Origin of the sequence: Leucobacter sp. NPDC077196 (assembly GCF_040687075.1) — a bacterium.
Taxonomy (GTDB): Bacteria; Actinomycetota; Actinomycetes; order Actinomycetales; family Microbacteriaceae; genus Leucobacter.
The window spans coordinates 28,295-49,232 of record NZ_JBFBML010000014.1 but is presented as its reverse complement, the minus strand read 5'-3'; the positions used below and the strand labels follow the sequence as shown (position 1 = coordinate 49,232).

The following is a 20,938-nucleotide window of genomic DNA, read 5'->3' as shown; positions in this document are numbered from 1 at the left end:
GCAAATCGCGGTGTCGTGTCGTTTATTCCGGGTTCTCATTAGCCTATTCGTCTTCCTCGAGCACTGGATCTGCAGGCAGTACGGGCAATGTCTCAAATTACGTACCGCGATTGTCGATCCACCATTCTGAGTATCCGATGCGCTGGGCGGGGGTGAGCAGCTTCCCCTTGATCTCTCCCTCGCTCATGCTGCTCTCGAGTACGTGCGTCACGGAGGAACGGGTGGCGAGCTCTCGTTCCGCGAAGGCATCTGCTTCTCCGTGCCCCGGAGAGATTTCACGATGAAGTTATTGTGCAGTCGGAATCGAGGAACGTGTCATCAAGAGACTCGTTTCGCACCGTCGCTCCGGGATGCAAAAGTCGCGCGACCTCTGCTGTCGTGGGGTCAAGCTCCACGCCCGTCACCCGCTGGCCCGGGCGCGCTTGACGGATGAAGTCGCCGGTACCGCACCCTGGCTTCAACACGGGCTCGTCAGCAGGCACTCCGAGCCGGTCTGCGGCGTCTCACATCGCTCTGTGGCAGTCGGCGTGCGTGTAGCGCGCGTTCAGAATCGTGTGCCGTGCGGCACCTCATTCCGTGTGCCTCACATTTCCTGGAGCGCTTCACGTTCGGCGGCGTACTTGTTCGAGCTCGGGGCGAACAATTCCGGCGTCGCTCCCCGACCGGGGAAGCGGCGCAACTGATCGAGTTCTACTTCGTTGGGTTCGCGGTCTTCTCCAAGGAGTCGCTGGAGAGTGCGTACCGCAGACACTCCTCCGCCCACCCGGGAGACTGCTCCGGCTCCGCCTGGGGTGAGGTATCTTCTCTCGCTCTGATAAGCGCTGGATATACCGTGTTGGCGCTTACTGGCCTTGCATCACGGGGCCCACTCGGCCGTAGCCGGTTTGCGGCGTATTGCGCACTCTTCTACGCGGGCTGGTTGCTTGTCTGGGGAGGGCTCGCGCTTTCAACGGTTTTCGGTGGCGAGGACAGCGCACCGCTGTGGCTTACTGCAGCTTCACCCTTTGCGATCGTCATCGGCATTTCTGTCGCGCTGATCAGCGCAGTTGCCGCGGCGCGATCGCTGCAGAGCTTCGATAAGTGGAAGTGGGTTCCCTCGATCATGTTTGCCGCACAGGTCGTAATCGTGCTCCTCAATAACTTGCTCGCCCATTCGTGCCGATTCAGAGCGAGATGAGCGGGATTCGGGCGGTGTTCTTCCCAGTTTCGGTGGCCGTGACGATGCTGACTCCCATCGCCGTCGGCTTGCTCACTCTGGTCTTCACTGCAGTCACCCGAGACCGCGAGTAGGCGGTCGAACATCTCCGATGCGCGCAAGAGTGCTCCCACCGCATACGCAATGGGAGCCGAAGGAGTAGGGCGTGCGGGACTTGAACCCGCGACCGATGGATTATGAGTCCAGTGCTCTAACCAACTGAGCTAACGCCCCCTGGGCAACTGTCTTATCCTAGCGACGGCGGGCATCGATTTCGAGTTGGGCGGCTTCTGCCGAGAGCTGGGCAACAACTTCTCCGGGGTCATAGCCCGCCCCGATGAGCGACGCTGCACGCTCGGTGTGGCGGCCGAAATCGAGCATGTCGGTGCGCAGCCCAAGATCTCGGTCGACGTGGAGTGCCATGGAGTGCGCCGCATTGCGCACGTCTCGCGCTTCGATGGCACGCAGCACGGCGCCGTGATCGAGATGCATGGTCTCGATCGTCGTGCCGAGGATCACGCGCCCCTGCGCGCTCGCTCGCTGCAGCACGGAGATGACGCCGAGATACAAGTCGAGCAGCAGTTTGCTGCCGCTCGCTTCGACGACCAGGAGATGGAATGATCCCGGCGTAGTGCTCTGCTCGCACGTGATCACCTCGTCGCGTTCCGCCTGCTCGTCGCGAATCGCTGCGGCGCGCAGCGCCTCGAGCTGAGCATCGCTGCGGTGCACCGCAGCGTGCTGCGCCGCCTCGATCTCGAGCGAGCGCCGGTAGACGAGCACCTCTTCGAGATCGTGGTCGGCGAGGAACTCGGTCAGCAGGGTGCTCACCGGAGTTCTGGATCGCACGAATGTGCCGACGCCGGGCACGGTCTCGAGCATTCCGAACGCCGCCAGTGAGCGAACCGCTTCTCGAACGGTCGACTTGCCGACTCCGATCAGCTCCATCAGCTCGGGCTCTTTCGGAATGAGGTCGCCGACTGCCCAGGCACTCGAAGAGATCTTCTCGCGCAGAAAATCGAGGGTGTCTCGCGCTTTCTGCGAACCCCGCAAAGGAGTGGTCATAGCGAACCTCTGGGTGCAAGGAGTGGGTGGTCGTTCAATGGTATCGGACCCCGCTGCGATCGAGCGGCTTCTGCGAGGAGAGCCGCAGCGTTCCGCGCAGAGCGGAGGTGACCGCACGTAGTACATCAGATGTACAGCGCCCGCGGTGATAGCGTGCTCATGCACCCGAGTTCTCCTCGCGCTGAGTCTCGCATGAACGCGATGAGGTCTCCGTTGGGTGATCCCATACCGAGGAAGGGAATTGCATGAACGAGGAAGTACGGCCGCAGGTCGATCACCGTGACGTAGCCGAGCAGATCAACGCGGCGACGAACTTCACGATGTACGCGGTGTTCAAGGAGCATCGCGGTGATTCGAACGGCTCAGGCCTCGCCAATGGACTCGGAGCTGGACGAAACGATGCGTCAGCGAATGTGCACGAGCTCACCTCCGCACTCGCTGACATCGAGGGGCTCGAGACGCGAGGCTGGTACGACGTTTCCGGATTCAGGGCTGACGCCGACCTGCTCGTCTGGTGGCACGCGCCGACGACCGAAGCATTGCAGCGCGCCTACCGCTCCCTGTGGGAGTGGAGTCGGGGGCGGCTGTCGCCGGTGTGGTCGAACATCGGCGTGCATCGCGCGGCCGAGTTCAACCGCGGCCACGTCCCCGCCTTCCTCGCCGGTGACGCTCCTAGGGGGTTTATCTGCGTGTATCCATTCGTCCGAGGGCGCGATTGGTACCTCCTCCCCGACGCCGAGCGGAGCACGATGCTGCGCGAGCACGGGATGGCGGCCCGGGACTACGGTGATGTGCTGGCCAACACGGTCGCCTCGTTCGCGCTCGGCGACTACGAGTGGCTGCTCGCGTTCGAAGCCGACGATCTCGTTCGGATCGTCGACTTGATGCGCGAGCTGCGGGCAACCGAAGCGCGCAGGCACGTGATCGAGGAAACCCCCTTCTTCACTGGTCCCCGCCGCTCGGCCGAGGCACTTCTCGGCCGCATCTTCGCCTGATATTCCCGCTCGTCATCTGGGAATTCGCGCCATCTTAAGCGAGCCTAGCCTTGCTTGCGCGACCCGAGAATCGGCGTAATGTGAAGGGTAATCAGTCACACGAACGAAAGGGATCCACTCGATGTCTACTAAGCAGATCACTGTTCCCGCAGCTCAGGGCGACCTCCACCGCCCGTCCGGTGTGGCGCAGTATTTGACCCCAGTCGTGCACGACCTCGTCGCGCTCGCGGTCAACGGAAAGCAGGCCCACTGGCACGTGCGCGGCGAGAACTTCATCGGAGTGCACGAGTACCTCGATACCGTGGTGACGAATGCCCAGAACGCCGCTGATACGGTCGCGGAGCGCATCGTCGCTTTGGGGCTCCCGGTCGACGCTCGCATCGGAACGGTCGCGGCTCGCACAACGACTCCCGAGTTGAGCGACGGCTTCCAGCAGTCGAAGGTCACTGTGCGCGAGGTGGTCGCCCAGCTCGACGCCACGCTCGCCACCGTGTACGCAGCCGTGAAGGGCCTCGATGACGTCGACCTGGTGAGCCAGGACGTCGTGATCGCCATCGCGCAGGAGCTCGACAAGGATCGCTGGTTCCTGTCGTCGCACTTCGCAGAGTAAGACGCGGTCGCCGCTCTCGGCGGCTGATAAGCGGGCGTGATCCTCATGGGGATCGCGCCCGCTTTCTCATTTCGCTGCCCGCTGAGTGAGAGGTCGAGGATCACCCGACCACGGCTCTCGGTTCCGGTGAATCCGGTAGAACCGGGAGGATCGCCTCAGCTCGCTCTGGCGACCTCGGCAACTGCAGCGCCTGGCTCCCGGTACCCACGGTTCGAGTCCAGGTACTCCTCGACGAACCGGCCCAGCACCATGTGCGATGCGCGCACGTCGGCACCCTCGGCGGTCGCGATGATGGCGTCGACCTGCGATGGCTCGAAATAGCCGTGACCGGCGTAGGAGCGCACCCGCGAGGTGAACGCCGCGGTATCGAGTTCGGGGTGGAACTGCGTCGCGTACACATTCTCGCCGACGCGGAAGGCCTGGACCGGGCAGGTCGGGGAGTTGGCGAGCACGGTAATGCTCGGCGGCACCTGGCTGATGGCCTCTTTGTGTCCGACGAACGCATCGAACGACTCGGGGAGCTCGTGCAGGAGGGCGTCGGTTCGTCCTGCTGCAGTCAGGCTGATGCGGACAGCCTGCGACGGTTCGCCATACGTTCGGTCAACGCGCGCACCCTGATGCGAGCCGATTGTTCCGACTCCGTAGCACACTCCGAGAAACGGGAAGTCGCGACGCACGACATCGTCGAGCAGCGCCCCGAGCTCACGTTCGACTCGCCGCTCCGTGGGAGACTTTCGATCCTCCGGTTCGCTCACCGTGAAGGGGCTGCCGGCGAGAATGATGCCGGAGTAGCGAACGAAGTCGATCGTGCCGATCGGAGCGCGATCCGCCCGGATCCACGCGAGCTCTTCGGGCAGCAAGCCGGTCAAACGGCAATATGCAGCGTGCTCGTGCGCGGCGACATCGTCTTCCCCACGCGTCGTGATGAGCAGGAACGGCTTCATCCTCCTACCGTACCGCTCCACGCCGGTCGAGCAGCGACGGGGTGTCATTTGCCGACATGCGTGTGCGAGCGGTGACGACTACTCGTACGAGCGAATCGCGAGCACGGCGTTGTGACCGCCGAAGCCGAAGGAGTTTGAGATCGCGAGCTGCGGCCCATCGCCGAGCGGCTGCTGCTCGCTCGAGACCGTGAGCGGAATCTCGGGGTCCTTCGACACGAGGTTGATCGTGGGCGGGGCGATACGGTGCTGCACCGCGAGCACCGTGAAGATGGCCTCCAGTGCGCCGGTGCCGCCCAGCAGGTGGCCGGTGGCCGCCTTCGTCGCCGAGACCGGGATCTCGGTGACGCGGTCTCCGAAGACGTTGCGCAATGCGGTGTACTCCGCGATGTCGCCCACCGGCGTGGACGTGGCGTGCGCATTGATGTGCGTAACTTCGTCAGCAGTCGCACCTGCCTGCGTCAGCGCGAGCTCGACGGCACGGCTCGCACCCTTGCCCTCGGGGTCGTTCGCAGTGATGTGATACGAGTCAGCGGTCACGCCGCCGCCCGCGACCTCGGCGTAGATCTTCGCGCCGCGTGCGAGCGCATGCTCTTCGGTCTCGAGCACGAGCGCGCCGGCGCCCTCGCCCATGACGAAGCCGTCGCGGTCGGTGTTGTACGGGCGAGAGGCCGTCGCGGGGGAGTCATTGCGCTTCGACAGTGCCTGAGCTGAGTTGAACGAAGCGAGAGTGATGGGGTGAATCGCGGCTTCCGCGCCGCCGGCGATGATGACATCGGCGAGCCCCAGCTGGAGATGTTCGTAAGCGTTCGCGATCGATTCGGTGCTCGATGCGCATGCTGATGCAACCGTCCGTGCGAAAGCTCGTGCCTCGAGATGCATCGACACCGCGGCAGCTGGCGCGTTGGGCATGAGCATCGGAACGGTCAGCGGCATGACCCGTCGCGGGCCCTTCTCGCGGAGTGTGTCCCACGCGTCGAGGAGGGTCCAGAGGCCGCCGATTCCGGTGGCCCAGTCGATGCCCAAGCGCTCGGGCTCAACGTTCGGAGTACCGGCGTCCGCCCAGGCTTCGAGTGCGGCCACGAGTGCGAAACGGCTCGAGGGATCGAGGCGCTTCGCCACGGGACGTTCGAGCACCTCGGCGGGGTCGACCTTTGCGGTGCCCGCGAACCCGACGGCGAGGCCGTACTGTTCGACCCAGTCGTTCTCCAGCGTACGAACTCCGGATTCTCCGGCGAGCAGGGCTTGCCAGCTTTCGGGGGCCGTTCCGCCGATGGGCGAGGAGGCTCCGATGCCGGTAACGACAATCTTCTTCGTCATGGTGTTCGTGCTCCGGGTTCTGAGAGGGCTGGGATCGGGAAAAGTCGTGGGAGGAGCGAGCGCGGCGGATCCCTATGCAGGGGCGAAATTATCGCTGGCCGCCGCGCTCCGCTCGATACCGCGTGCTTAGGCCTGAGCCTTCACGATGAAGTCGACGGCGTCGCCGACGGTCTTGAGGTTCTTGACTTCCTCGTCGGGGATCTTGACGTCGAACTTTTCTTCTGCGTTGACGACGATGGTCATCATCGAGATCGAGTCGATGTCGAGGTCATCGGTGAACGACTTGTCGAGAGCGACGACGTCCGCTGCGATGCCGGTCTCGTCGTTGACGAGCTCGGCAAGACCTGCGAGGACCTCTTCATTGCTGAATGCCATTGTGTGTTTCTCCTTGATCGTGGTTTCGGTCGGTGAAAAGTGTATGTCGCGCGGTCGGGAGCGCGGGTCCGACGCGCGAGGGGAGCGCGTCACGGCCAGGTCAGGGGATCTCGATGACCTGTGCGCCGTAGACGAGGCCGGCGCCGAAGCCGATGGTCAGAGCAAGACCACCGGAGAGTTCGGGGCGCTCCTCGAGCAGCGCGTGCAGCGCGAGCGGAACCGAAGCTGCAGAGGTGTTTCCCTGTGTCTCGATGTCACGCGCGATGGCCACCGAATCTGGCAGCTTCAACTGCTTGGCGAACTCGTCGACAATGCGCATGTTCGCCTGGTGGGGGATGAACGCGGCGAGGTCTGCGGCTTCGATACCGGAAGCTTCGAGCGTTTCGCGTGCGACCTTCGCCATCTCCCACACAGCCCACCGGAAGACCGTCTGCCCGTCTTGACGCAGCGTCGGCCAGGCGACGACGCCGGGGTTGTTGCGGTATTCCTCGAACGTCGAGGTCACGCGGATCGCGTCCCACTTCTCGCCATCGGACCCCCATACGGTGGGGCCGATACCCGTGTGGTCGCTCGGGCCGACGACCACGGCACCTGCACCGTCGGCGAGCAGGAAGGAGATGCTGCGATCGGTCGGGTCGACGATGTCGGAGAGCTTCTCCGCGCCGATGACGAGCACGTTGCGGCAGATGCCGGATCGGACGAGCGCGTCGGCCTGAGCGACACCGTACACGTACCCCGCGCAGGCGGCCGAAATGTCAAATGCAGCAGCCGGCGTCAAGCCGAGGCGATGAGCAGCGAGTGACGCCATCGATGGGGTGACCGCGACGTTCGAGATGGTCGCGATGATCACGCCATCGATCTCGGCACGGTCGAGTCCCGACTTCTTGATCGCTGATTCGGCGGCTTCGACCGCGAGGTCGATCGCACCGATCGAGCGACTCGCCCGACGTCGCTGCACGATGCCGGTGCGCTGGCGGATCCACTCGTCAGAGGAGTCGATCGGGCCAACCAGATCGTCGTTGGGAATCTCGAGATCGCCGCGCGCGGCTCCGATCGAGAGAATGCGGGAGTGAGCAGGGCCCGAGGGCTGCACGAGAGCAGGCATGTGCACGGTTCCGTTTCGGTCAGGCAGCGGGGCCGGTGACGAGAGCCACGGCCGCGTCGAGGTCTTCAGGGGTCTTGATGGCGACGGCGGGCGTGCCCTTGAGCGCGCGCTTCGCGATTCCGGTCAGAGCGCCAGCAGGCGAGAGCTCGATCAGGCCGGTGATGCCGGCCTCCTCGAAGCCCGCCATGCAGGCATCCCAGCGCACAGGGTTCGCGATCTGGGACACGAGGAGGTCGAGGAAGCGGCGCCCATCGGCGACCGGTACGCCATCGGCGTTCGTCCAGAGCGGATGACGAGGATCGTTCGGAGTCACCTTTTCCGTGGCCTCCCGCAGCAGGGGGATGGCGGACGCCATCGCATCGGTATGGAACGCACCCGCGACCTGGAGAGCGATCACGCGCGCTCCGCGAGGCGCATCGGCCGCGAGGGCGTCCAAGGATGCACGGCTTCCGGCTGCGACGATCTGTCCTCCGCCGTTGCGATTCGCGGGGGTGAGGCCGTGCTCGTCGATCTTGGCGAGCACATCGGCTTCGACGCCGCCCACGACGGCCGCCATGCCGGTATCGGCGCGGGCGGCGGCATCGGCCATCGCGCGCCCACGCACCGCGACGAGACGCAGCGCCTCAGCCTCGGTCAATACGCCGGCCGCTGCCGCTGCGGCGAACTCGCCCACCGAATGGCCGGCGATCCCGGCATCTGCGATGGAGACGCGGGCCGACAGTTCCCGCCAGGCGAGGAGGCTCGCGGCGACGATCAGCGGCTGCGCGATCGCGGTGTCGCGAATCGTATCGGCGTCACTCTGCGTGCCGTGGGCGATCAGATCGATTCCCGCGTGCTCCGAGGCTGCACCGAGGAAGTCGCGGGCTCCCGGCAACTCGAGCCAAGGGGCGAGGAAGCCGGGGGTCTGGGAGCCCTGTCCAGGGCAGGCGATAACAATCACGTGTTCCAGTTTCTCAGATCATGGCCGTGCAGCCTGCATATTTCCGACCACACTTTGCGGATTTCTTTGTGGAATCTCGTCAGAGGCGTCGCCGTCATCGGCCACGAGGGCTCGCTAGCGGGACGCTTCTCGTTTCGGAGTGGGGGTGCGCCGGCCGTGCTGTGCGATTGACCCGGCGATGAGCGCGGATTGCAGAATGAGGGCCTCACGTGCGCCGGTGGCATTCCAGCCGATGACATCGGAGACCTTCTTCAGGCGGTAGCGCACGGTATTCGGGTGGACGAAGAGTTCGCGAGCAGTCGCTTCGAGCGACCTTCCGTTGTCGAGGTAGCACCAGAGCGTCTCGAGGAGCTCGCCGGAGTGCGCGGCGAGCGGTTCGTAGATCTGCTCGATGAGCGTACGTCGCGCGAGTCCATCGCCGGCGAGCGCGCGCTCGGGAAGAAGGTCGTCGGCCGGTACGGGGCGAGGTGCGTGACGCCACGAGCGCGCGACAGCGACGCCTGCGAGCGCTGCTCGAGCGCTGCGCGACGCATCCACCAGGTTCGCGACGGTGGGCCCCAGAACGAGCGGCCCATCGGAGAACCCGTCGGAGAGGCGCCGAGCGATCTCGAGGAAAGACAGCTGCTCGACTGCACCGTTCGCTCCTGGCTCAGGGAGGGGGGTGTCGAGGCGCCCGAGCACGAGCACGAGCCGCGTGCCCTGCAGGCCGATCAGCACATCTGCTCCGGCGTGGCGTGCCGAACGCCGCAACTGGTCGACATCCACATAGCGCTCGGCCGTGCCGACCAACACCGCCGCTTCGCCATCGCCGTGCCAGCCGAGCGCCGCAATGCGGCTCGGCAGCTCGTCGTCGCTCTCCCCGGTCAGGATCGAATCGACGACGAGCGCCTCGAGGCGCGCATCCCACAGGCCGCGCGCCTCAGCCGCCCTGGCATAGACGTCGGCCGCGGCGAACGCTACGTCTCGCGAGTAGTGGAGCACGGCCTCGCGCAGTGCTTCGCTCTTCGGGGCGACGCGATCCTCCACGACCGACACGACGACGCGAATGAGCTGCAGCGTCTCTTGCAGGCTGATCGAACGCAGGAGCTCGCGCGGAGCAGCGCTGAACACGTCGGACGCGATCCAGGGCGTCGAGGTGGGATCCTCGTACCACTGAATGAACGAACTGATACCGGTTTGCGCGACGAGACCGATCGCCGAACGCCGGCTCGGCGGCATATTCCCGTACCAGGGGAGCGTATCGTCGAGCCGGGTGATCGTTCGGGTCGAAAGCTCGCCGGTGATCGTGCGGAGCCACGCGAGCTCCTGCGCTTTCGTTCGATCCATGGGCGTGACGTCGGGCTGCATCCGGGGGTCCGTTTAGGACTCCCCGCCTGCGCCGCCCGTCGAGCCGGCGTTCACGTCGCCGAGGCGATACTGCTCAGCGGCGCGGCGAGGCACGTCGGCGTCGATCTTGCCCTGCAGTGCGAGCCGCTGCAGCACCTTCACGACGACCGACTCGCGGTCGATGCCGAAGTAGCGACGTGCCGCCGCTCGAGTATCGGAGAACCCGAAGCCGTCGGCGCCGAGCACCGAGTAGTCGTTCGGAACAAAGGCGCGGATCTGCTCGGGCACCTGCGTGGCCCAATCGCTGACGGCGACGACGGGTCCTTCGGATCCGCGCAGCTTCTCGGTCAGGTACGGTACCCGCGGCTCATCTCCGAAGTTGCGGAAGTTGTGATCTTCCGCTGCGACACCGTCGCGCCCGAGTTCGGTCCAGCTGGTGACGCTCCACACGTCGGCGGCGACGTCCCAGTCTCGCGCGAGGATCGCCTGCGCCTGAAGCGCCCACGGCACGGCCACGCCCGATGCGAAAATCTGTGCGCTGTGCGTACCGGCGTCCGCGGACCGCACCTTGTGAATGCCGCGGACGATGCCCTCGACGTCGACATCCTCCGGCTCGGCCGGGTGCACGATGGGCTCGTTGTACACCGTCAGGTAGTACATGACATTCGGATCCGGGTGCTCGCCGCCGTACATGCGCTCGATGCCCGACCGCATGATGTGACCGATCTCGTACCCGTACGCGGCGTCGTACGTGACGACCGCGGGATTCGTCGCTGCCAGGGCGACCGAGTGACCGTCGGCGTGCTGCAGACCCTCGCCGGTGAGCGTGGTGCGGCCGGCGGTGGCTCCGATCACAAAGCCGCGTGCCATCTGATCGCCCGCGGCCCAGAAAGCGTCGCCGGTGCGCTGGAACCCGAACATCGAGTAGAAGATGTAGACGGGGATGAGGGGTTCGCCCTGCGTCGAGTACGACGTGCCGACGGCGGTGAAGGCTGCAGCTGCGCCGGCCTCGTTGATACCGACGTGCAGGAGGACGCCCTGGGCGCTCTCCTTGTAGGCCAGCAGCAGCTCGCGGTCGACAGAGACGTAATTCTGCCCGTTGGGGTTGTAGATCTTCGACGTTGGGAAGTACGAGTCCATGCCGAAGGTGCGGGCCTCGTCGGGGATGATCGGGACGATGCGCGGACCGAACGATTTATCGCGCATCAGATCCTTGAGCAGTCGCACGAAGACCATCGTCGTCGCTGCCTCCTGCGTACCCGATCCCTTGGCCGCGATGGCGTAGGTCTTCTTCTCGGGCAGCGTGAGCTCCTTGTGCTTGGTGCGGCGCTCGGGCAGGTAGCCGCCGAGCTCGCGACGGCGCTCGTGAATGTACTGGATCGCTTCGTCGTCGTTGCCCGGGAAGTAGTAGGGCGGACGATACGGATCGGCTTCGAGCTGCGCATCGGAGATGGGAATGCGCATGGTGTCGCGGAAGGTCTTGATGTCGTCGAGCGTCATCTTCTTCATCTGGTGCGTCGCATTGCGCCCCTCGAAGTGCGGGCCGAGACCGTAACCCTTGACGGTCTTCGCCAGGATGACGGTGGGGCGGCCCTTGTGCGCGAGCGCTGCGGCGTACGCGGCGTAGACCTTGCGGTAGTCGTGACCGCCGCGGCGGAGCTGCCAGATCTGATCGTCGCTGTAATCGTCGACGAGGTGCATGGCACGCTCGTCCTTGCCGAAGAAGTGATTGCGAATGTACGCGCCGTTCTCGGCCTTGTACGTCTGGTAGTCGCCGTCGGGCGTCGTGTTCATGATGTTAAGCAGTGCGCCATCGACGTCGCGCTCCAGCAGGTCGTCCCACTCGCGACCCCAGATGACCTTGATGACGTTCCAGCCGGCGCCGCGGAAGTAGCTCTCGAGCTCCTGGATGATCTTGCCGTTGCCGCGGACCGGGCCGTCAAGACGCTGCAGGTTGCAGTTGATGACGAAGGTCAGGTTGTCGAGGCCCTCGTTGGCTGCGACCTGCAGCTGCCCGCGGCTCTCGACCTCGTCCATCTCGCCGTCGCCGAGGAATGCCCAGACGTGCTGATCCGAGGCGTCCTTGATGCCCCGGTTCGTCAGGTACTTGTTGAGCTGCGCCTGGTAGATCGCGTTGATCGGACCGAGGCCCATCGACACGGTGGGGAACTGCCAGAACTCGGGCGCCAGGCGCGGGTGCGGGTAGCTCGGAAGGCCACCGCCCGCATGCGACTTCTCCTGACGGAACCCGTCGAGCTGGTCGGCTGACAGTCGCCCCTCGAGGAAGGCGCGCGCATACATGCCGGGGGAGGCGTGGCCCTGGGCGAAGATCTGGTCGCCGCCGCCGGGGTGATCCTGACCGCGGAAGAAGTGGTTGAAGCCGACCTCGTACAGCGAGGCCGCCGACGCGTACGACGAGATGTGGCCGCCGACGCCGATGCCGGGAGCCTGGGCGCGGTGCACGGTCATCGCCGCGTTCCAACGGATCCACGACCGATACTTGCGCTCGAGCTCCTCGTTGCCTGGGAAGTCGGGCTCGTCGTTCGACGCGATGGTGTTGACGTAGTCGGTCGTCGGCACCTGAGGCACGTTGAGGTGCAGCTGTCGCGAGCGATCGAGCAGACTCGTCATGATCTCGCGGCCGCGTCCAGCGCCGCGCTCGTCGACGACCGCATCAAGCGACTCGCGCCATTCGGCGGTCTCCTGCGGATCCTGATCTTCGTTCCCGCTTGCGTAGGGATCCTGCGTGTTGACAGCCAAGATTGTGCTCCATTCACCATGAGGCGTGCACGAGCCGGAACCGCTGGTTGGTGCGTCGGCGCGCTGCACGAAAGGCGCCCGCTGGATTCGCGGGTGTGGTTCCAGACTATCGAATTTGTACGGAGGATCATTCAGCCGCCGCCCATCGTGTGCAATTTCAGCACAATCCGCACGCTGTTCGGTGTTTGGCTACAGTTGGTCGCACTGCATCGCGATTGGGTCAATCGGCCGGGATAGGAGTCCTCATGGTGCTCGCTAAGGGTGCGCCGGCGCCCGATTTCACACTGTCGGATCAGTTCGGCGCGGAGGTCGCTCTTTCTGAGCTGCTGCTCGATGGTCCGGTCGCGCTGGTCTTCGTACCGTTCGCATTCTCGCGTATCTGCACCTCCGAGTTCGCCGAACTTTCTGCGAGCCTGGGCCTGTTCGCAGAGCACTCGGTGCGACTGATCGGCGTCACGGTCGATTCGGTGTGGACGCTCCGCGCCTGGGCCGAGCAAGAAGGATTCGAGTTTCCGATCCTCTCCGATTTCTGGCCGCACGGCGACGTGTCGCGCGCCTACGATGCCTTCGTCGAGCGCACGGGCGCGGCTGCGCGTGCGACAGTCGTGGTCGGACGAGACGGGCGTGTGGCGGCATCGTTCCAGTCGGCCGCGGGCGAAGCCCGCTCGCTCGCCGCCTATCATGACGCGCTGCTGGCGCTGCCCGCACGCTGAGCAGAGCCGATTTCTCTGCAGGCCAGGCCTTCCTCTAAGCTATGGATGCCGCGATGCGGCATCGGGCCTGTAGCTCAGTTGGTTAGAGCATCTCGTTTACACCGAGAGGGTCGGGGTTTCGAGTACCTCCGGGCCCACTTTCTTGCCCCCATTCGGTCCTGCCGTGTGGGGGCTTTCTTCGTTCGGGAAGCTTCCGGTTTCGAGCCATTCAAGCGGCACGCCGGTACGCATAGCCCACTCGCGCATGTAGAGCTTGCGCGGTGATGAGTTTCCGTGGGTGTAGTTGCTGATGGTGTTACGCGATACGCCAAGGCAGTCTGCCATTTCCTGGTTGGACATGCCAGCAACGTCGAGCGCCTTCGCGAGGCGGTCGCTGAGCCCGAACTGGAGCTTGTCTTTGAGGTTGAGTTGCGTGTTTCCCATGTCTCGATTATGGCACAAGCTTGTGCGTATTTTAAATTCTTTTCTGGCGTAATTACGGGGCGAAACGTTAAGTTTGCGTAAACGCGCGGGATCGTGCGCTTGCTTAAAGTAGTGCATTGCACAAAACTGGCCACATGCCGAAAGCAAAGTGGAAGACCGCGAGCGAAGTAGCAGCGGAACTTGGATACAACCGTTCAAACATAACCCGAATGGCGAACAAGGGTTTCATCCGGGGCCAGAAGGCCCATCAGGGTAAGACCGCGCCATGGCTGTTCTCCGAGAAAGCCGTCGAGGACGCGAAGAAGCGAATGGAAGCGGTGCAGTCGTGAGCATCCTCTGGGAGACCGGTCTCGGGTCGTGCATTGTCCTCATCCTCGGATGCGTCGCCGCGACGCTCTCGATCAAGGGAGCGAATCGATGAGTGCAGAAGTTCTTCAGATCGACATCGAAGCTGCTCAGCGTCGGGCTGAGCGGATCCGCCTTCACGCGACGAACGCTAACGAGGCGATGCAGTCGCTCCAGAAGCTCGTGCATACGGCTCGGGAGCTTGAGGATCACGTCACGCTCGGGTTCGCGTCTTGGACTGCGTACATCACGGACCTGTTCGGGGATGAGCCGTTGCGTCTTGCTCGTGACGTTCGCCGGGAGCTGGTAGCTGAACTCTCCGATGCCGGAATGAGCACGCGGGCCATTGCCCCCATCGTAGGCGCGGGGGTGATGACGGTACATGACGACATAGCAGCTGTACGGAACCGTACACCTGAGCCGGTTAACGCTGATGGATTTACGGTCAACCCGTCCACGGGGGAAGTGCTCGAAACCCCGCTGCCGGAGGTCACGGAGCACACGGTCACGGAGAAGGTGAAGACCGTTACCGGGCTCGACGGGAAAGAGTACAAGCGCCCGGAGCCGAAACCGCGCGAGGAGAAGCCAGTGCTTGACGGCAACGACGCGATTCAGCAGAACGCGGAACAGGGTTGTCTCGCGGTCGGGCGGGCACTCGACGCGCTCGAGTCTCTCGGTACGGAGCGCCGGCGGACTCTCATTTTGAACGACTGGTGGCCTCGCGCGAGTGAGAACATCACGCCGCTCTATACGCGGCTCTTTAACTCAACGGATCTTCGGCGTATTGCTGCCGGGATCAACATGCTTGCTACCGATATGGAGGCACACAATGACTACGAATGAGATCGTTACCCGCGTATACCGCGAGGCTGTCGCGTCGTATGGGCACAGCGGAGTGAACCGTCTTGAAGCTGAGGAGTCAGCGATCGCAACTCTCATGGTCGAGGTTCGCGCTGGCCGGTTGGCTATCGATTTCGAGTCGGCTCTCCGCTCGGAGCTTCGTAAGGCTGATGCTTCGGATGGGCGTTCTGCGGACGCAATGCTGCGCCGCATGGCTACGGGTGAAGTGCCGCTCACTCTCGAAGATTTTGAGGTTGTGGTGACTCTTGGTGGTGGTTTGCGGAAGCCGTGGAGCATGATCGACCCAGATGTGGACCTGACTCTGATGAACGAGATTCGTTACAAGAATTACCGGGCTGCGCGTGACTCGTTCCATGAGTTCAATTCGAACGTGCTCACAGTCAAGGGCATGTGCAGCGGGTACGGAACGATGTTGGACGCTTTCGAGGGTGGAGCGTTCGACGCTGCTGAGGCGGTGGCGTGATGCGTTCGGCGAATCGGGATGTGCGTCTTTGTAACTTGCAGGACCTGATCTACATGGCAGCTGATCGAGCTGTAGGTGCTGAGGACTGGGGCATGTACCGGCACCAGATGGACCGGTACGCGCGAATCAAGGGAAACGGGTCAGGTAATCGTCGGAAACCGGAATACCGGGCCTTGGTCGACGCCCTTCGCGTCGGTCCAGTCGATTCGGTAGATCCCGGTCCCGGGGCTGTCGACCATCACGAGAATGGCGTCGTTTGGACGGGCCTTGTGGAGCGGGGCGTCCGGGTGAATCTCGAAGTCCGAGTCTCCAGTGATGGTGATGTTCACGTTGTGGGCTTCAACGTGGCCGATGTTCTCGACAACGGCGACGCGGGTCCGAGCTCGGGGGTCCTTCCCGACCCAGGCGACGCTCCAGTCGGCTCTCAGCTTCCGAGCGGCGGCTCGTTCTCGGAGCCAGCGGACGAGTTCGTTGAGCCCGATGGTTACCAGAGCGGTGGTGACGGCGATGAGGATGCTTCCTCCGACACTGAGCATGCTGCTGAGCATAGCGATTGGGCGACCGTGATGGGACGTCTGCTTGGCCCGCGAGGTATCCGGTTGACGCTCTCGGGAGTCGCCGCATGACGCCGGGCGATCACTAACTAGTCCGTCTTTCTTCTGGGGTTTCGACCCCACCTGAGCTACAGCATTGCCGATTTCAGGATCGTGGCCCGTTCGAGTCGGGCCAATGCACGACACAAATACATAGCTGTACCGAATACCCCACTCGATGGAGGGGTGCCCCAGTGTCATGGGGTCCGATGCTTACACCGGCCCGGTTCTGTGGTGCAGCGCTACATAGATCACTTGATCCCGTTTGAGGCAGTTCGTTGTGGACGCGTAGGGGTGCGGTGGTGGGAAGTCTCGGCGGTAGGTCCCGTCGAGCAGAGTCTTTCTGGCCCTGATGTTGGGGGAACGGTGTCGTATCGGTGAAGCGGCTCGGTGGTGCATGGTGCCGCGCATTGTCTGGGATACCCGGGTGCGCGCAGGGTTCGAGTCCCGGCCGCCAACTGGCGCATTAGGTGCGCTTTCGCGGACACGAGCGTGTTTGGCGGCGGCATCGGGGTTTGTCGTACGGGATTGGTCGCGTATGCGGCAACGCCTAGATAAGGGGCGGCGGGATGGAACTACCTGTCGCACCATTCCCCGCTCAAGTTTTCGAGACAAAGGAGCACGGCATGAGCGTTACAGCGCGAGATATGGAAATTGAGATGCTTGCCCGGCTGCATCTTGCTGGGCCGGCATGGCGCGAGTGGTCAGGCGGGGAGATCTCTCATTTCATGGCGAGAGTTGCGGCAGAGGTCATCGAGCGCGAAGCCCAGAACATGCCTCGTTCCGGGGGGCTGGGAAATCCTCTCGCGGCTTGCGGTCGCGGCGTCTGTGCGATGGGGGAAGGCCACGACGGAAGGTGCCGAGTATGAAGTCGGCAGAAGAGATCAAAGCGCAGATCGAGCTGTACCGGAGGGAGCGTTCATATGCGGATCACCGCGTAGAAGTAACGGAGGGGCAGGGCGCACCAGCGGCTTATTGGGAGCACCGAGTGGCCGAGTTGACACGGGTGATTTGGGAATTGGAATGGGTGATGTCATGAGCGACAAGTTCGTAGCAAGCAACGGGATGACGGTTGGCATCGACCAGTTCGGAGTCGGGTTCTTCACGTCGAAACCGCATGGGTTCATGACCCTGGCCGAAGACGAGATGCGGGCTATGCGCGAGTTCTTCCGTGCCGAGCGCGACGAGGAACTGGGGCGGTGGCGGTGGCCCGAGGACGCCGACGTCGTGGTGCGCCCGTCCGCGCTTGTTGAGAACCGTGTACTTGCGACTTCCGAGCGTACTGGGCAGGCTGAGTGGTCCACACGGGGTGAAGAGAGCAATGACTGGTACGGGCGAGCGGCTCGGGCGTACTTTGCTGCTCACCCGGAGCCGAAGCCTTGGGGATCTGCCAAGAACAATGAGGTTTGGGCACTCCGGTTTTCTGACCAGCATGGGTTCCTCCCTTACGCGGTAAAGACCGATGAGGGTGGTCCGAGGTTTTGGTGGACCGGGAACGAGGGACAGTCTGCCGGTTACTTTGCTCGCGAGTTCGCTGAGGGTCATCGCATCTTCCCGGAGGTGTCGAATGTTGCTGAATAGTCGACTCGCGTATGACGATCGCGAACCGTGGTCACTCCACCATGGGGGCGGCTTCCGTCCTGAGGAGCGATTCGCAACGGAAGTCGCTGGGGCGAAGTACAAGCCGAGAACGTTTCCCGTGAAGTTCCCGAACACTTTGCTCGCGAAGTTCCGGGGCGCGATGCGGTACAGCATCGGAGGGCCGCTCATGCTCGCAAAGACGTGGCTCGATTATTTCGAGGAGTTCGCGGACGAGTTCGAAACGGGCAGGTTGCAGGACGAGATGGTTCACGCGCGGGCTGTGTTGCAGCGCCTCGTGAACGTATACGGGGAGGCGTGATGCGTCCTCGTCGTCCTGATCCGGGTTGGCTCCTGGTTGTGTCTGCGGTGTCTTTGGGCATCGCAGTTTGTGTTTTAGCGATCGTGAAGGCGGTAGCGGGATGAACGGTGCGGATCTGATCTTCTACGGGTGCGCGGTGCTACTGATCTGGGGCGCGTACCGGTGGGAGGTGCGTCGTGATTCTCGGGATTGATTTCAGCCTCACAGCGACGGGCGTATGCGCGATCGAGGACAGCGCCGCTGAGTGCATCACCATCCGCTCGAAGAAGGAAGACGGGTGGTGGGAGTTTCCGAGCCGGGTCGAAAACATTGCATGTGCCGTCGACCTTTGGCGGAATCCGCTTGGCCTTCCGGGGCCAGCGCAGCTCGTCATCGAGACGCCCGCCTTTGCGGCTAAGTCCGCGTCTCTGGACCGCATGTTTGGTGGCTGGTGGATGTTCGTGGCAACGATCATGCGCGACTGCTTGTACGAGCCGCCATTGCTCGTGACACCTTCGCAGGTAAAGAAGTTCGCAACAGGCAAAGGCAATGCGGGCAAAGACGAGGTGATGCTCGCGGTCTCGCGGCGTTACCCAGCAGTTGAGGTAACTGACAACAACCAGACGGATGCTCTCGTGCTCGCGGCGATAGGTGCTGCGGTCATGGGTGAACCGTTTTCGGATTCGCTGACGAAAGGTCAGCAAGAAGTAGTCGAGGCAGTGAGGCTTCGCGGAGAGGTGTCGTGATGGACGCGCCAACGTTTTTGAGTTCGACCCGGGGCTGGAATGCTCCGGGTTTGTCGTTTGGTGAGGGCATGTACGTGGACGACGTGGACATGCCCGAACGGTGGCATGTGTGCGGGAACTGTCGGCAACCGGTCACGAATCGGGGCCGTGAGGACTGCAAGAACAACAAGGAGGTGCGGTGATGACGAAGCGTTCATGGCGGAACCACGGCAAGTGCAGCCCTCACGTGTGGTCAACGCCGTCAACCGGGCCGAACCCATTCGTGTCGTGCATCGAATGCGGGATGCGAACGCCAGCAAAAGCGGTGAAGCGATGAGTGAGCGCGTTTCTCGCACGTGCCGGTACTGCGGCAAAGGGTACGAGGCGATCCGGAACAGTGCGATGCGGAACGCTTTCTGCGCTGACTGCCGGTTCGTCCTTGGCCGACGAGTCGAGCGGGAGTACTACGTTGACGCGGCGTGATCCGTGGGGTGCTGATCAGGTGTTCGAGGACGCTGAGGGTGACGGGTCAGGTGACTGGTGCCCGGACGACACGTCAGGACACCCGGCAGTGAAGGTGGTGCCCGGTGGAGGATAACGAGTTTTACGACCTCCTGGATGCCGCTGACGCACGCCGGGAGATGGAAGACGAACGCTGGATAGAGGAGAGACGCCGTGAAACGTGACGGACTGCCCGAAGCCGAGTACTTGGCCTATGGGGGGATCGTGTACGACCTCCCGAACGATGAGTACCACGCGCACAGTTCACTCTCCGCGACCGGTGCGAAGACGTTGCTGAAGTCGCCTGCGAAGTACAAGTACGAAGTTCTCGACGGGCACAAGGAGTTCAAGAAGTCGTACGACCTTGGCTCTGCGGTACACGCGAAAGTGCTCGGCGTTGAAGACGAGGTTGAGGTGTTCCAGTTCGATTCATGGCGCACGAAGGAAGCTCGGGAGGCGCGCGATGGGGCGAGAGAAGCGGGCCGGGTGCCGATGCTGGCGCACGAACTCGGTCCAGTGGATGCGATGGCGGAAGCGGTGTTAGGGCATGGCCTGGCACGGAAACTGATGGAGCGGCCCGGACGTTCCGAGGTGTCCATGTTCGGGGAAAGCAACGGTGTCCCGTTGCGGTGCCGGTTCGATCGGCTCCCCGATGAGGGGAACGTTGCGGTCGATTTGAAGACCACATCGGACGATGCCACCCCCGACTCGTTCGCGAGGAACGCCGCGAAGTACGGATACGACATCGCACGCGGACATTACCTTGATCTGCTCGAGATCGTGACCGGCCGTCGCATGGAGATGGTGTTCATCGTGGTCGAAACTGCGGCCCCGCACCTCGTGAACCTAATCCAACTCGACCAACAGTTCGCGGATATGGGCTACATCAAAGCGCTCGAAGCTCGCGACATCTACCGGCGCTGCATGGAGTCGGGGGAATGGCCGGGCTACCCGGACACGAAGGTGGCGTTGGCGAAAGCGCCGTACTTCGCGATTGCTGAATATCAAGAACGATTTGGAGAGAACGCATGAACGATATTGAACAGATGCTGCAGCGTCCCGCTTCGCAGGGCGCATTGGTGGAGCAGTCACGGGCGGTCGCTGAAGTTGCGGCGGCGGTGCAGGTGGCGAAGTCATTCCCGCGAGACACGAACCGAGCATCGGAGCAGTCGAACGAATTGTGCAGCCGCCTCGCGGTCGCATCACGGGCGTTCTACTCCGTCCCGAAGCGCGGCTCCGGTATGTCAATCCATATTGCGCGCGAGTTGGCCCGCATCTGGCAGAACGTCGACTACGGCGTGCGGGAACTGCGGCGCGACGATGAAGCCGGCGTGTCCGAGATGCAGGCATGGGCGTGGGATCAGCAGGAGAACGTGCGCTCAACACGTTCATTCATCGTCCCGCACCTCCGCTCCACACGGAACGGAAACCAGGCCCTCACCGACCTCGGAGACATCTACCTGAACAACCAGAACCAGGGAGCGAAAGCAGTCCGTGAGTGCATCTTCGCGATGCTCCCCGGCTGGTTCAAAACGGAAGCCGAAGAACGTCTCCGAAAGACGCTCGAGCACGGCGACGGGAAACCGATCGAGCAGCGCCGCACCGACGCCGTGGACCGGTTCAAGGATCTCGGTGTCACCCAAGCACAGCTTGAGGCGTACCTGAAACGTGACCTCGCCCAGTGGGGTGCCCGCGACATCGCAGAGCTCACGAAGGCGTTCATGTCGATCACGCAAGACGGCATCGCCGTGACTGAGTTCTTCACCGAGAAGCCCGTGGAGATCGAGTGATGTTCGATCCACCGAT

Annotated in this window: 23 protein-coding genes and 2 tRNA genes; 13 read left to right on the top strand and 12 right to left on the bottom strand. The window is 63.5% G+C overall.

Translation table 11 applies throughout. The features are described from left to right. Positions 1–275 precede the first annotated feature (275 nt). The 3 genes from AB0O71_RS12655 to AB0O71_RS12645 all read right to left on the bottom strand — a co-directional run bounded on the left by AB0O71_RS12655 (position 276) and on the right by AB0O71_RS12645 (position 2,257). Positions 276–464: a class I SAM-dependent methyltransferase gene (locus AB0O71_RS12655; RefSeq protein WP_363745834.1), complete on the bottom strand. Its 189-nt coding sequence runs from the start codon at positions 462–464 to the stop codon at positions 276–278. A gap of 891 nt (positions 465–1,355) precedes the next feature. Next, a tRNA-Ile gene (locus AB0O71_RS12650) sits at positions 1,356–1,429 on the bottom strand. Between the two features lie 18 nt (positions 1,430–1,447). Further along, positions 1,448–2,257: a GntR family transcriptional regulator gene (locus AB0O71_RS12645; RefSeq protein WP_363745832.1), complete on the bottom strand. Its 810-nt coding sequence runs from the start codon at positions 2,255–2,257 to the stop codon at positions 1,448–1,450. Between the two features lie 245 nt (positions 2,258–2,502). Here AB0O71_RS12645 and hemQ point away from each other — a divergent pair, with 245 nt between their 5' ends. Continuing rightward, positions 2,503–3,252 carry a hydrogen peroxide-dependent heme synthase gene (gene hemQ / locus AB0O71_RS12640; protein ID WP_363745830.1) on the top strand — a complete coding sequence of 250 codons (750 nt, stop codon included), beginning with the start codon at positions 2,503–2,505 and terminating at the stop codon, positions 3,250–3,252. A gap of 121 nt (positions 3,253–3,373) precedes the next feature. Further along, the gene (locus AB0O71_RS12635; RefSeq protein WP_363745828.1) at positions 3,374–3,862 is read left to right on the top strand and encodes a DNA starvation/stationary phase protection protein; all 489 of its coding nucleotides are present in this window, start codon (positions 3,374–3,376) and stop codon (positions 3,860–3,862) included. Between the two features lie 155 nt (positions 3,863–4,017). On the opposite strand, the gene AB0O71_RS12630 is transcribed toward AB0O71_RS12635, so the two are convergent. The 7 genes from AB0O71_RS12630 to aceE all read right to left on the bottom strand — a co-directional run bounded on the left by AB0O71_RS12630 (position 4,018) and on the right by aceE (position 12,629). Then, positions 4,018–4,806, bottom strand: coding sequence for a glutamine amidotransferase (locus tag AB0O71_RS12630; protein ID WP_363745826.1), 789 nt, complete (start codon positions 4,804–4,806; stop codon positions 4,018–4,020). A 78-nt stretch (positions 4,807–4,884) separates the two neighbouring features. Then, complete coding sequence (locus AB0O71_RS12625; RefSeq protein WP_363745824.1) at positions 4,885–6,123, bottom strand: beta-ketoacyl-[acyl-carrier-protein] synthase family protein; 1,239 nt, start codon at positions 6,121–6,123, stop codon at positions 4,885–4,887. Positions 6,124–6,249: 126 nt separating this feature from the next. Next, positions 6,250–6,498, bottom strand: coding sequence for an acyl carrier protein (locus AB0O71_RS12620; protein ID WP_010157098.1), 249 nt, complete (start codon positions 6,496–6,498; stop codon positions 6,250–6,252). 100 nt (positions 6,499–6,598) lie between these two features. Next, positions 6,599–7,603, bottom strand: a complete 1,005-nt coding sequence (locus tag AB0O71_RS12615; RefSeq protein ID WP_363745821.1) for a beta-ketoacyl-ACP synthase III — start codon at positions 7,601–7,603, stop codon at positions 6,599–6,601. 19 nt (positions 7,604–7,622) lie between these two features. Beyond that, complete coding sequence (locus AB0O71_RS12610) at positions 7,623–8,543, bottom strand: ACP S-malonyltransferase (protein ID WP_363745819.1); 921 nt, start codon at positions 8,541–8,543, stop codon at positions 7,623–7,625. Positions 8,544–8,657: 114 nt separating this feature from the next. Next, on the bottom strand, positions 8,658–9,869 hold the full coding sequence (locus tag AB0O71_RS12605) for a helix-turn-helix domain-containing protein (RefSeq protein WP_363745857.1): 1,212 nt from the start codon (positions 9,867–9,869) through the stop codon (positions 8,658–8,660). A gap of 33 nt (positions 9,870–9,902) precedes the next feature. After that, complete coding sequence (aceE, locus tag AB0O71_RS12600; protein ID WP_363745817.1) at positions 9,903–12,629, bottom strand: pyruvate dehydrogenase (acetyl-transferring), homodimeric type; 2,727 nt, start codon at positions 12,627–12,629, stop codon at positions 9,903–9,905. Between the two features lie 245 nt (positions 12,630–12,874). On the opposite strand from aceE, the gene AB0O71_RS12595 reads away from it, so the two are divergent. Together AB0O71_RS12595 and AB0O71_RS12590 are read left to right on the top strand one after the other, a co-directional pair. Then, a complete protein-coding gene (locus tag AB0O71_RS12595) occupies positions 12,875–13,342 on the top strand; it encodes a redoxin domain-containing protein (RefSeq protein WP_363745815.1) in 468 nt (155 codons plus the stop codon). Positions 13,343–13,405: 63 nt separating this feature from the next. Further along, positions 13,406–13,479 (top strand) — tRNA-Val (locus tag AB0O71_RS12590). On the opposite strand, the gene AB0O71_RS12585 is transcribed toward AB0O71_RS12590, so the two are convergent. Beyond that, positions 13,439–13,765 carry a helix-turn-helix transcriptional regulator gene (locus tag AB0O71_RS12585; RefSeq protein WP_363745855.1) on the bottom strand — a complete coding sequence of 109 codons (327 nt, stop codon included), beginning with the start codon at positions 13,763–13,765 and terminating at the stop codon, positions 13,439–13,441. The two genes, AB0O71_RS12590 and AB0O71_RS12585, sit on opposite strands and share 41 nt — an antisense overlap. Positions 13,766–13,899: 134 nt before the next feature. On the opposite strand from AB0O71_RS12585, the gene AB0O71_RS12580 reads away from it, so the two are divergent. The 3 genes from AB0O71_RS12580 to AB0O71_RS12570 all read left to right on the top strand — a co-directional run bounded on the left by AB0O71_RS12580 (position 13,900) and on the right by AB0O71_RS12570 (position 15,434). After that, a complete protein-coding gene (locus AB0O71_RS12580) occupies positions 13,900–14,094 on the top strand; it encodes a hypothetical protein (RefSeq protein WP_363745813.1) in 195 nt (64 codons plus the stop codon). An 88-nt stretch (positions 14,095–14,182) separates the two neighbouring features. Next, positions 14,183–14,953: a hypothetical protein gene (locus AB0O71_RS12575; protein WP_363745811.1), complete on the top strand. Its 771-nt coding sequence runs from the start codon at positions 14,183–14,185 to the stop codon at positions 14,951–14,953. Between the two features lie 208 nt (positions 14,954–15,161). After that, positions 15,162–15,434 (top strand): hypothetical protein, encoded by a 273-nt coding sequence (locus AB0O71_RS12570; protein WP_363745809.1) that lies wholly within the window; start codon positions 15,162–15,164, stop codon positions 15,432–15,434. A 140-nt stretch (positions 15,435–15,574) separates the two neighbouring features. Here AB0O71_RS12570 and AB0O71_RS12565 read toward each other — a convergent pair whose 3' ends face one another. After that, positions 15,575–15,970: a hypothetical protein gene (locus AB0O71_RS12565; protein WP_363745807.1), complete on the bottom strand. Its 396-nt coding sequence runs from the start codon at positions 15,968–15,970 to the stop codon at positions 15,575–15,577. 922 nt (positions 15,971–16,892) lie between these two features. Between AB0O71_RS12565 and AB0O71_RS12560 the strand changes: the two genes are divergently transcribed. From AB0O71_RS12560 to AB0O71_RS12535, 6 genes are all read left to right on the top strand, one after another. Continuing rightward, positions 16,893–17,066 (top strand): hypothetical protein, encoded by a 174-nt coding sequence (locus AB0O71_RS12560; RefSeq protein ID WP_363745805.1) that lies wholly within the window; start codon positions 16,893–16,895, stop codon positions 17,064–17,066. Then, positions 17,063–17,608, top strand: coding sequence for a hypothetical protein (locus tag AB0O71_RS12555; RefSeq protein ID WP_363745803.1), 546 nt, complete (start codon positions 17,063–17,065; stop codon positions 17,606–17,608). Before AB0O71_RS12560 ends, AB0O71_RS12555 begins: the two co-directional genes overlap by 4 nt. Then, positions 17,595–17,927: a hypothetical protein gene (locus AB0O71_RS12550; RefSeq protein WP_363745801.1), complete on the top strand. Its 333-nt coding sequence runs from the start codon at positions 17,595–17,597 to the stop codon at positions 17,925–17,927. Before AB0O71_RS12555 ends, AB0O71_RS12550 begins: the two co-directional genes overlap by 14 nt. Before the next feature lie 176 nt (positions 17,928–18,103). Next, a complete protein-coding gene (locus tag AB0O71_RS12545) occupies positions 18,104–18,652 on the top strand; it encodes a hypothetical protein (RefSeq protein ID WP_363745799.1) in 549 nt (182 codons plus the stop codon). 654 nt (positions 18,653–19,306) lie between these two features. After that, complete coding sequence (locus tag AB0O71_RS12540; protein WP_363745797.1) at positions 19,307–20,164, top strand: PD-(D/E)XK nuclease-like domain-containing protein; 858 nt, start codon at positions 19,307–19,309, stop codon at positions 20,162–20,164. After that, positions 20,161–20,922, top strand: a complete 762-nt coding sequence (locus tag AB0O71_RS12535; protein WP_363745795.1) for a hypothetical protein — start codon at positions 20,161–20,163, stop codon at positions 20,920–20,922. The genes AB0O71_RS12540 and AB0O71_RS12535 overlap by 4 nt, the downstream gene beginning before the upstream one ends. Positions 20,923–20,938: the final 16 nt, after the last annotated feature.

Coding starts and splice junctions, on each gene's coding strand:
- AB0O71_RS12620 (WP_010157098.1), bottom strand. CDS start 6,498: ATGGCATTCAGCAATGAAGAGGTCCTCGCAGGTCTTGCCGAGCTCGTC.
- AB0O71_RS12555 (WP_363745803.1), top strand. CDS start 17,063: ATGAGCGACAAGTTCGTAGCAAGCAACGGGATGACGGTTGGCATCGAC.
- AB0O71_RS12635 (WP_363745828.1), top strand. CDS start 3,374: ATGTCTACTAAGCAGATCACTGTTCCCGCAGCTCAGGGCGACCTCCAC.
- AB0O71_RS12585 (WP_363745855.1), bottom strand. CDS start 13,765: ATGGGAAACACGCAACTCAACCTCAAAGACAAGCTCCAGTTCGGGCTC.
- AB0O71_RS12625 (WP_363745824.1), bottom strand. CDS start 6,123: ATGACGAAGAAGATTGTCGTTACCGGCATCGGAGCCTCCTCGCCCATC.
- AB0O71_RS12535 (WP_363745795.1), top strand. CDS start 20,161: ATGAACGATATTGAACAGATGCTGCAGCGTCCCGCTTCGCAGGGCGCA.
- AB0O71_RS12575 (WP_363745811.1), top strand. CDS start 14,183: ATGAGTGCAGAAGTTCTTCAGATCGACATCGAAGCTGCTCAGCGTCGG.
- AB0O71_RS12615 (WP_363745821.1), bottom strand. CDS start 7,603: ATGCCTGCTCTCGTGCAGCCCTCGGGCCCTGCTCACTCCCGCATTCTC.
- hemQ (WP_363745830.1), top strand. CDS start 2,503: ATGAACGAGGAAGTACGGCCGCAGGTCGATCACCGTGACGTAGCCGAG.
- AB0O71_RS12570 (WP_363745809.1), top strand. CDS start 15,162: ATGGCTACGGGTGAAGTGCCGCTCACTCTCGAAGATTTTGAGGTTGTG.
- AB0O71_RS12605 (WP_363745857.1), bottom strand. CDS start 9,869: ATGGATCGAACGAAAGCGCAGGAGCTCGCGTGGCTCCGCACGATCACC.
- AB0O71_RS12580 (WP_363745813.1), top strand. CDS start 13,900: ATGCCGAAAGCAAAGTGGAAGACCGCGAGCGAAGTAGCAGCGGAACTT.
- AB0O71_RS12645 (WP_363745832.1), bottom strand. CDS start 2,257: ATGACCACTCCTTTGCGGGGTTCGCAGAAAGCGCGAGACACCCTCGAT.
- AB0O71_RS12550 (WP_363745801.1), top strand. CDS start 17,595: ATGTTGCTGAATAGTCGACTCGCGTATGACGATCGCGAACCGTGGTCA.
- AB0O71_RS12630 (WP_363745826.1), bottom strand. CDS start 4,806: ATGAAGCCGTTCCTGCTCATCACGACGCGTGGGGAAGACGATGTCGCC.
- AB0O71_RS12565 (WP_363745807.1), bottom strand. CDS start 15,970: ATGCTCAGTGTCGGAGGAAGCATCCTCATCGCCGTCACCACCGCTCTG.
- AB0O71_RS12560 (WP_363745805.1), top strand. CDS start 16,893: ATGAAGTCGGCAGAAGAGATCAAAGCGCAGATCGAGCTGTACCGGAGG.
- AB0O71_RS12595 (WP_363745815.1), top strand. CDS start 12,875: ATGGTGCTCGCTAAGGGTGCGCCGGCGCCCGATTTCACACTGTCGGAT.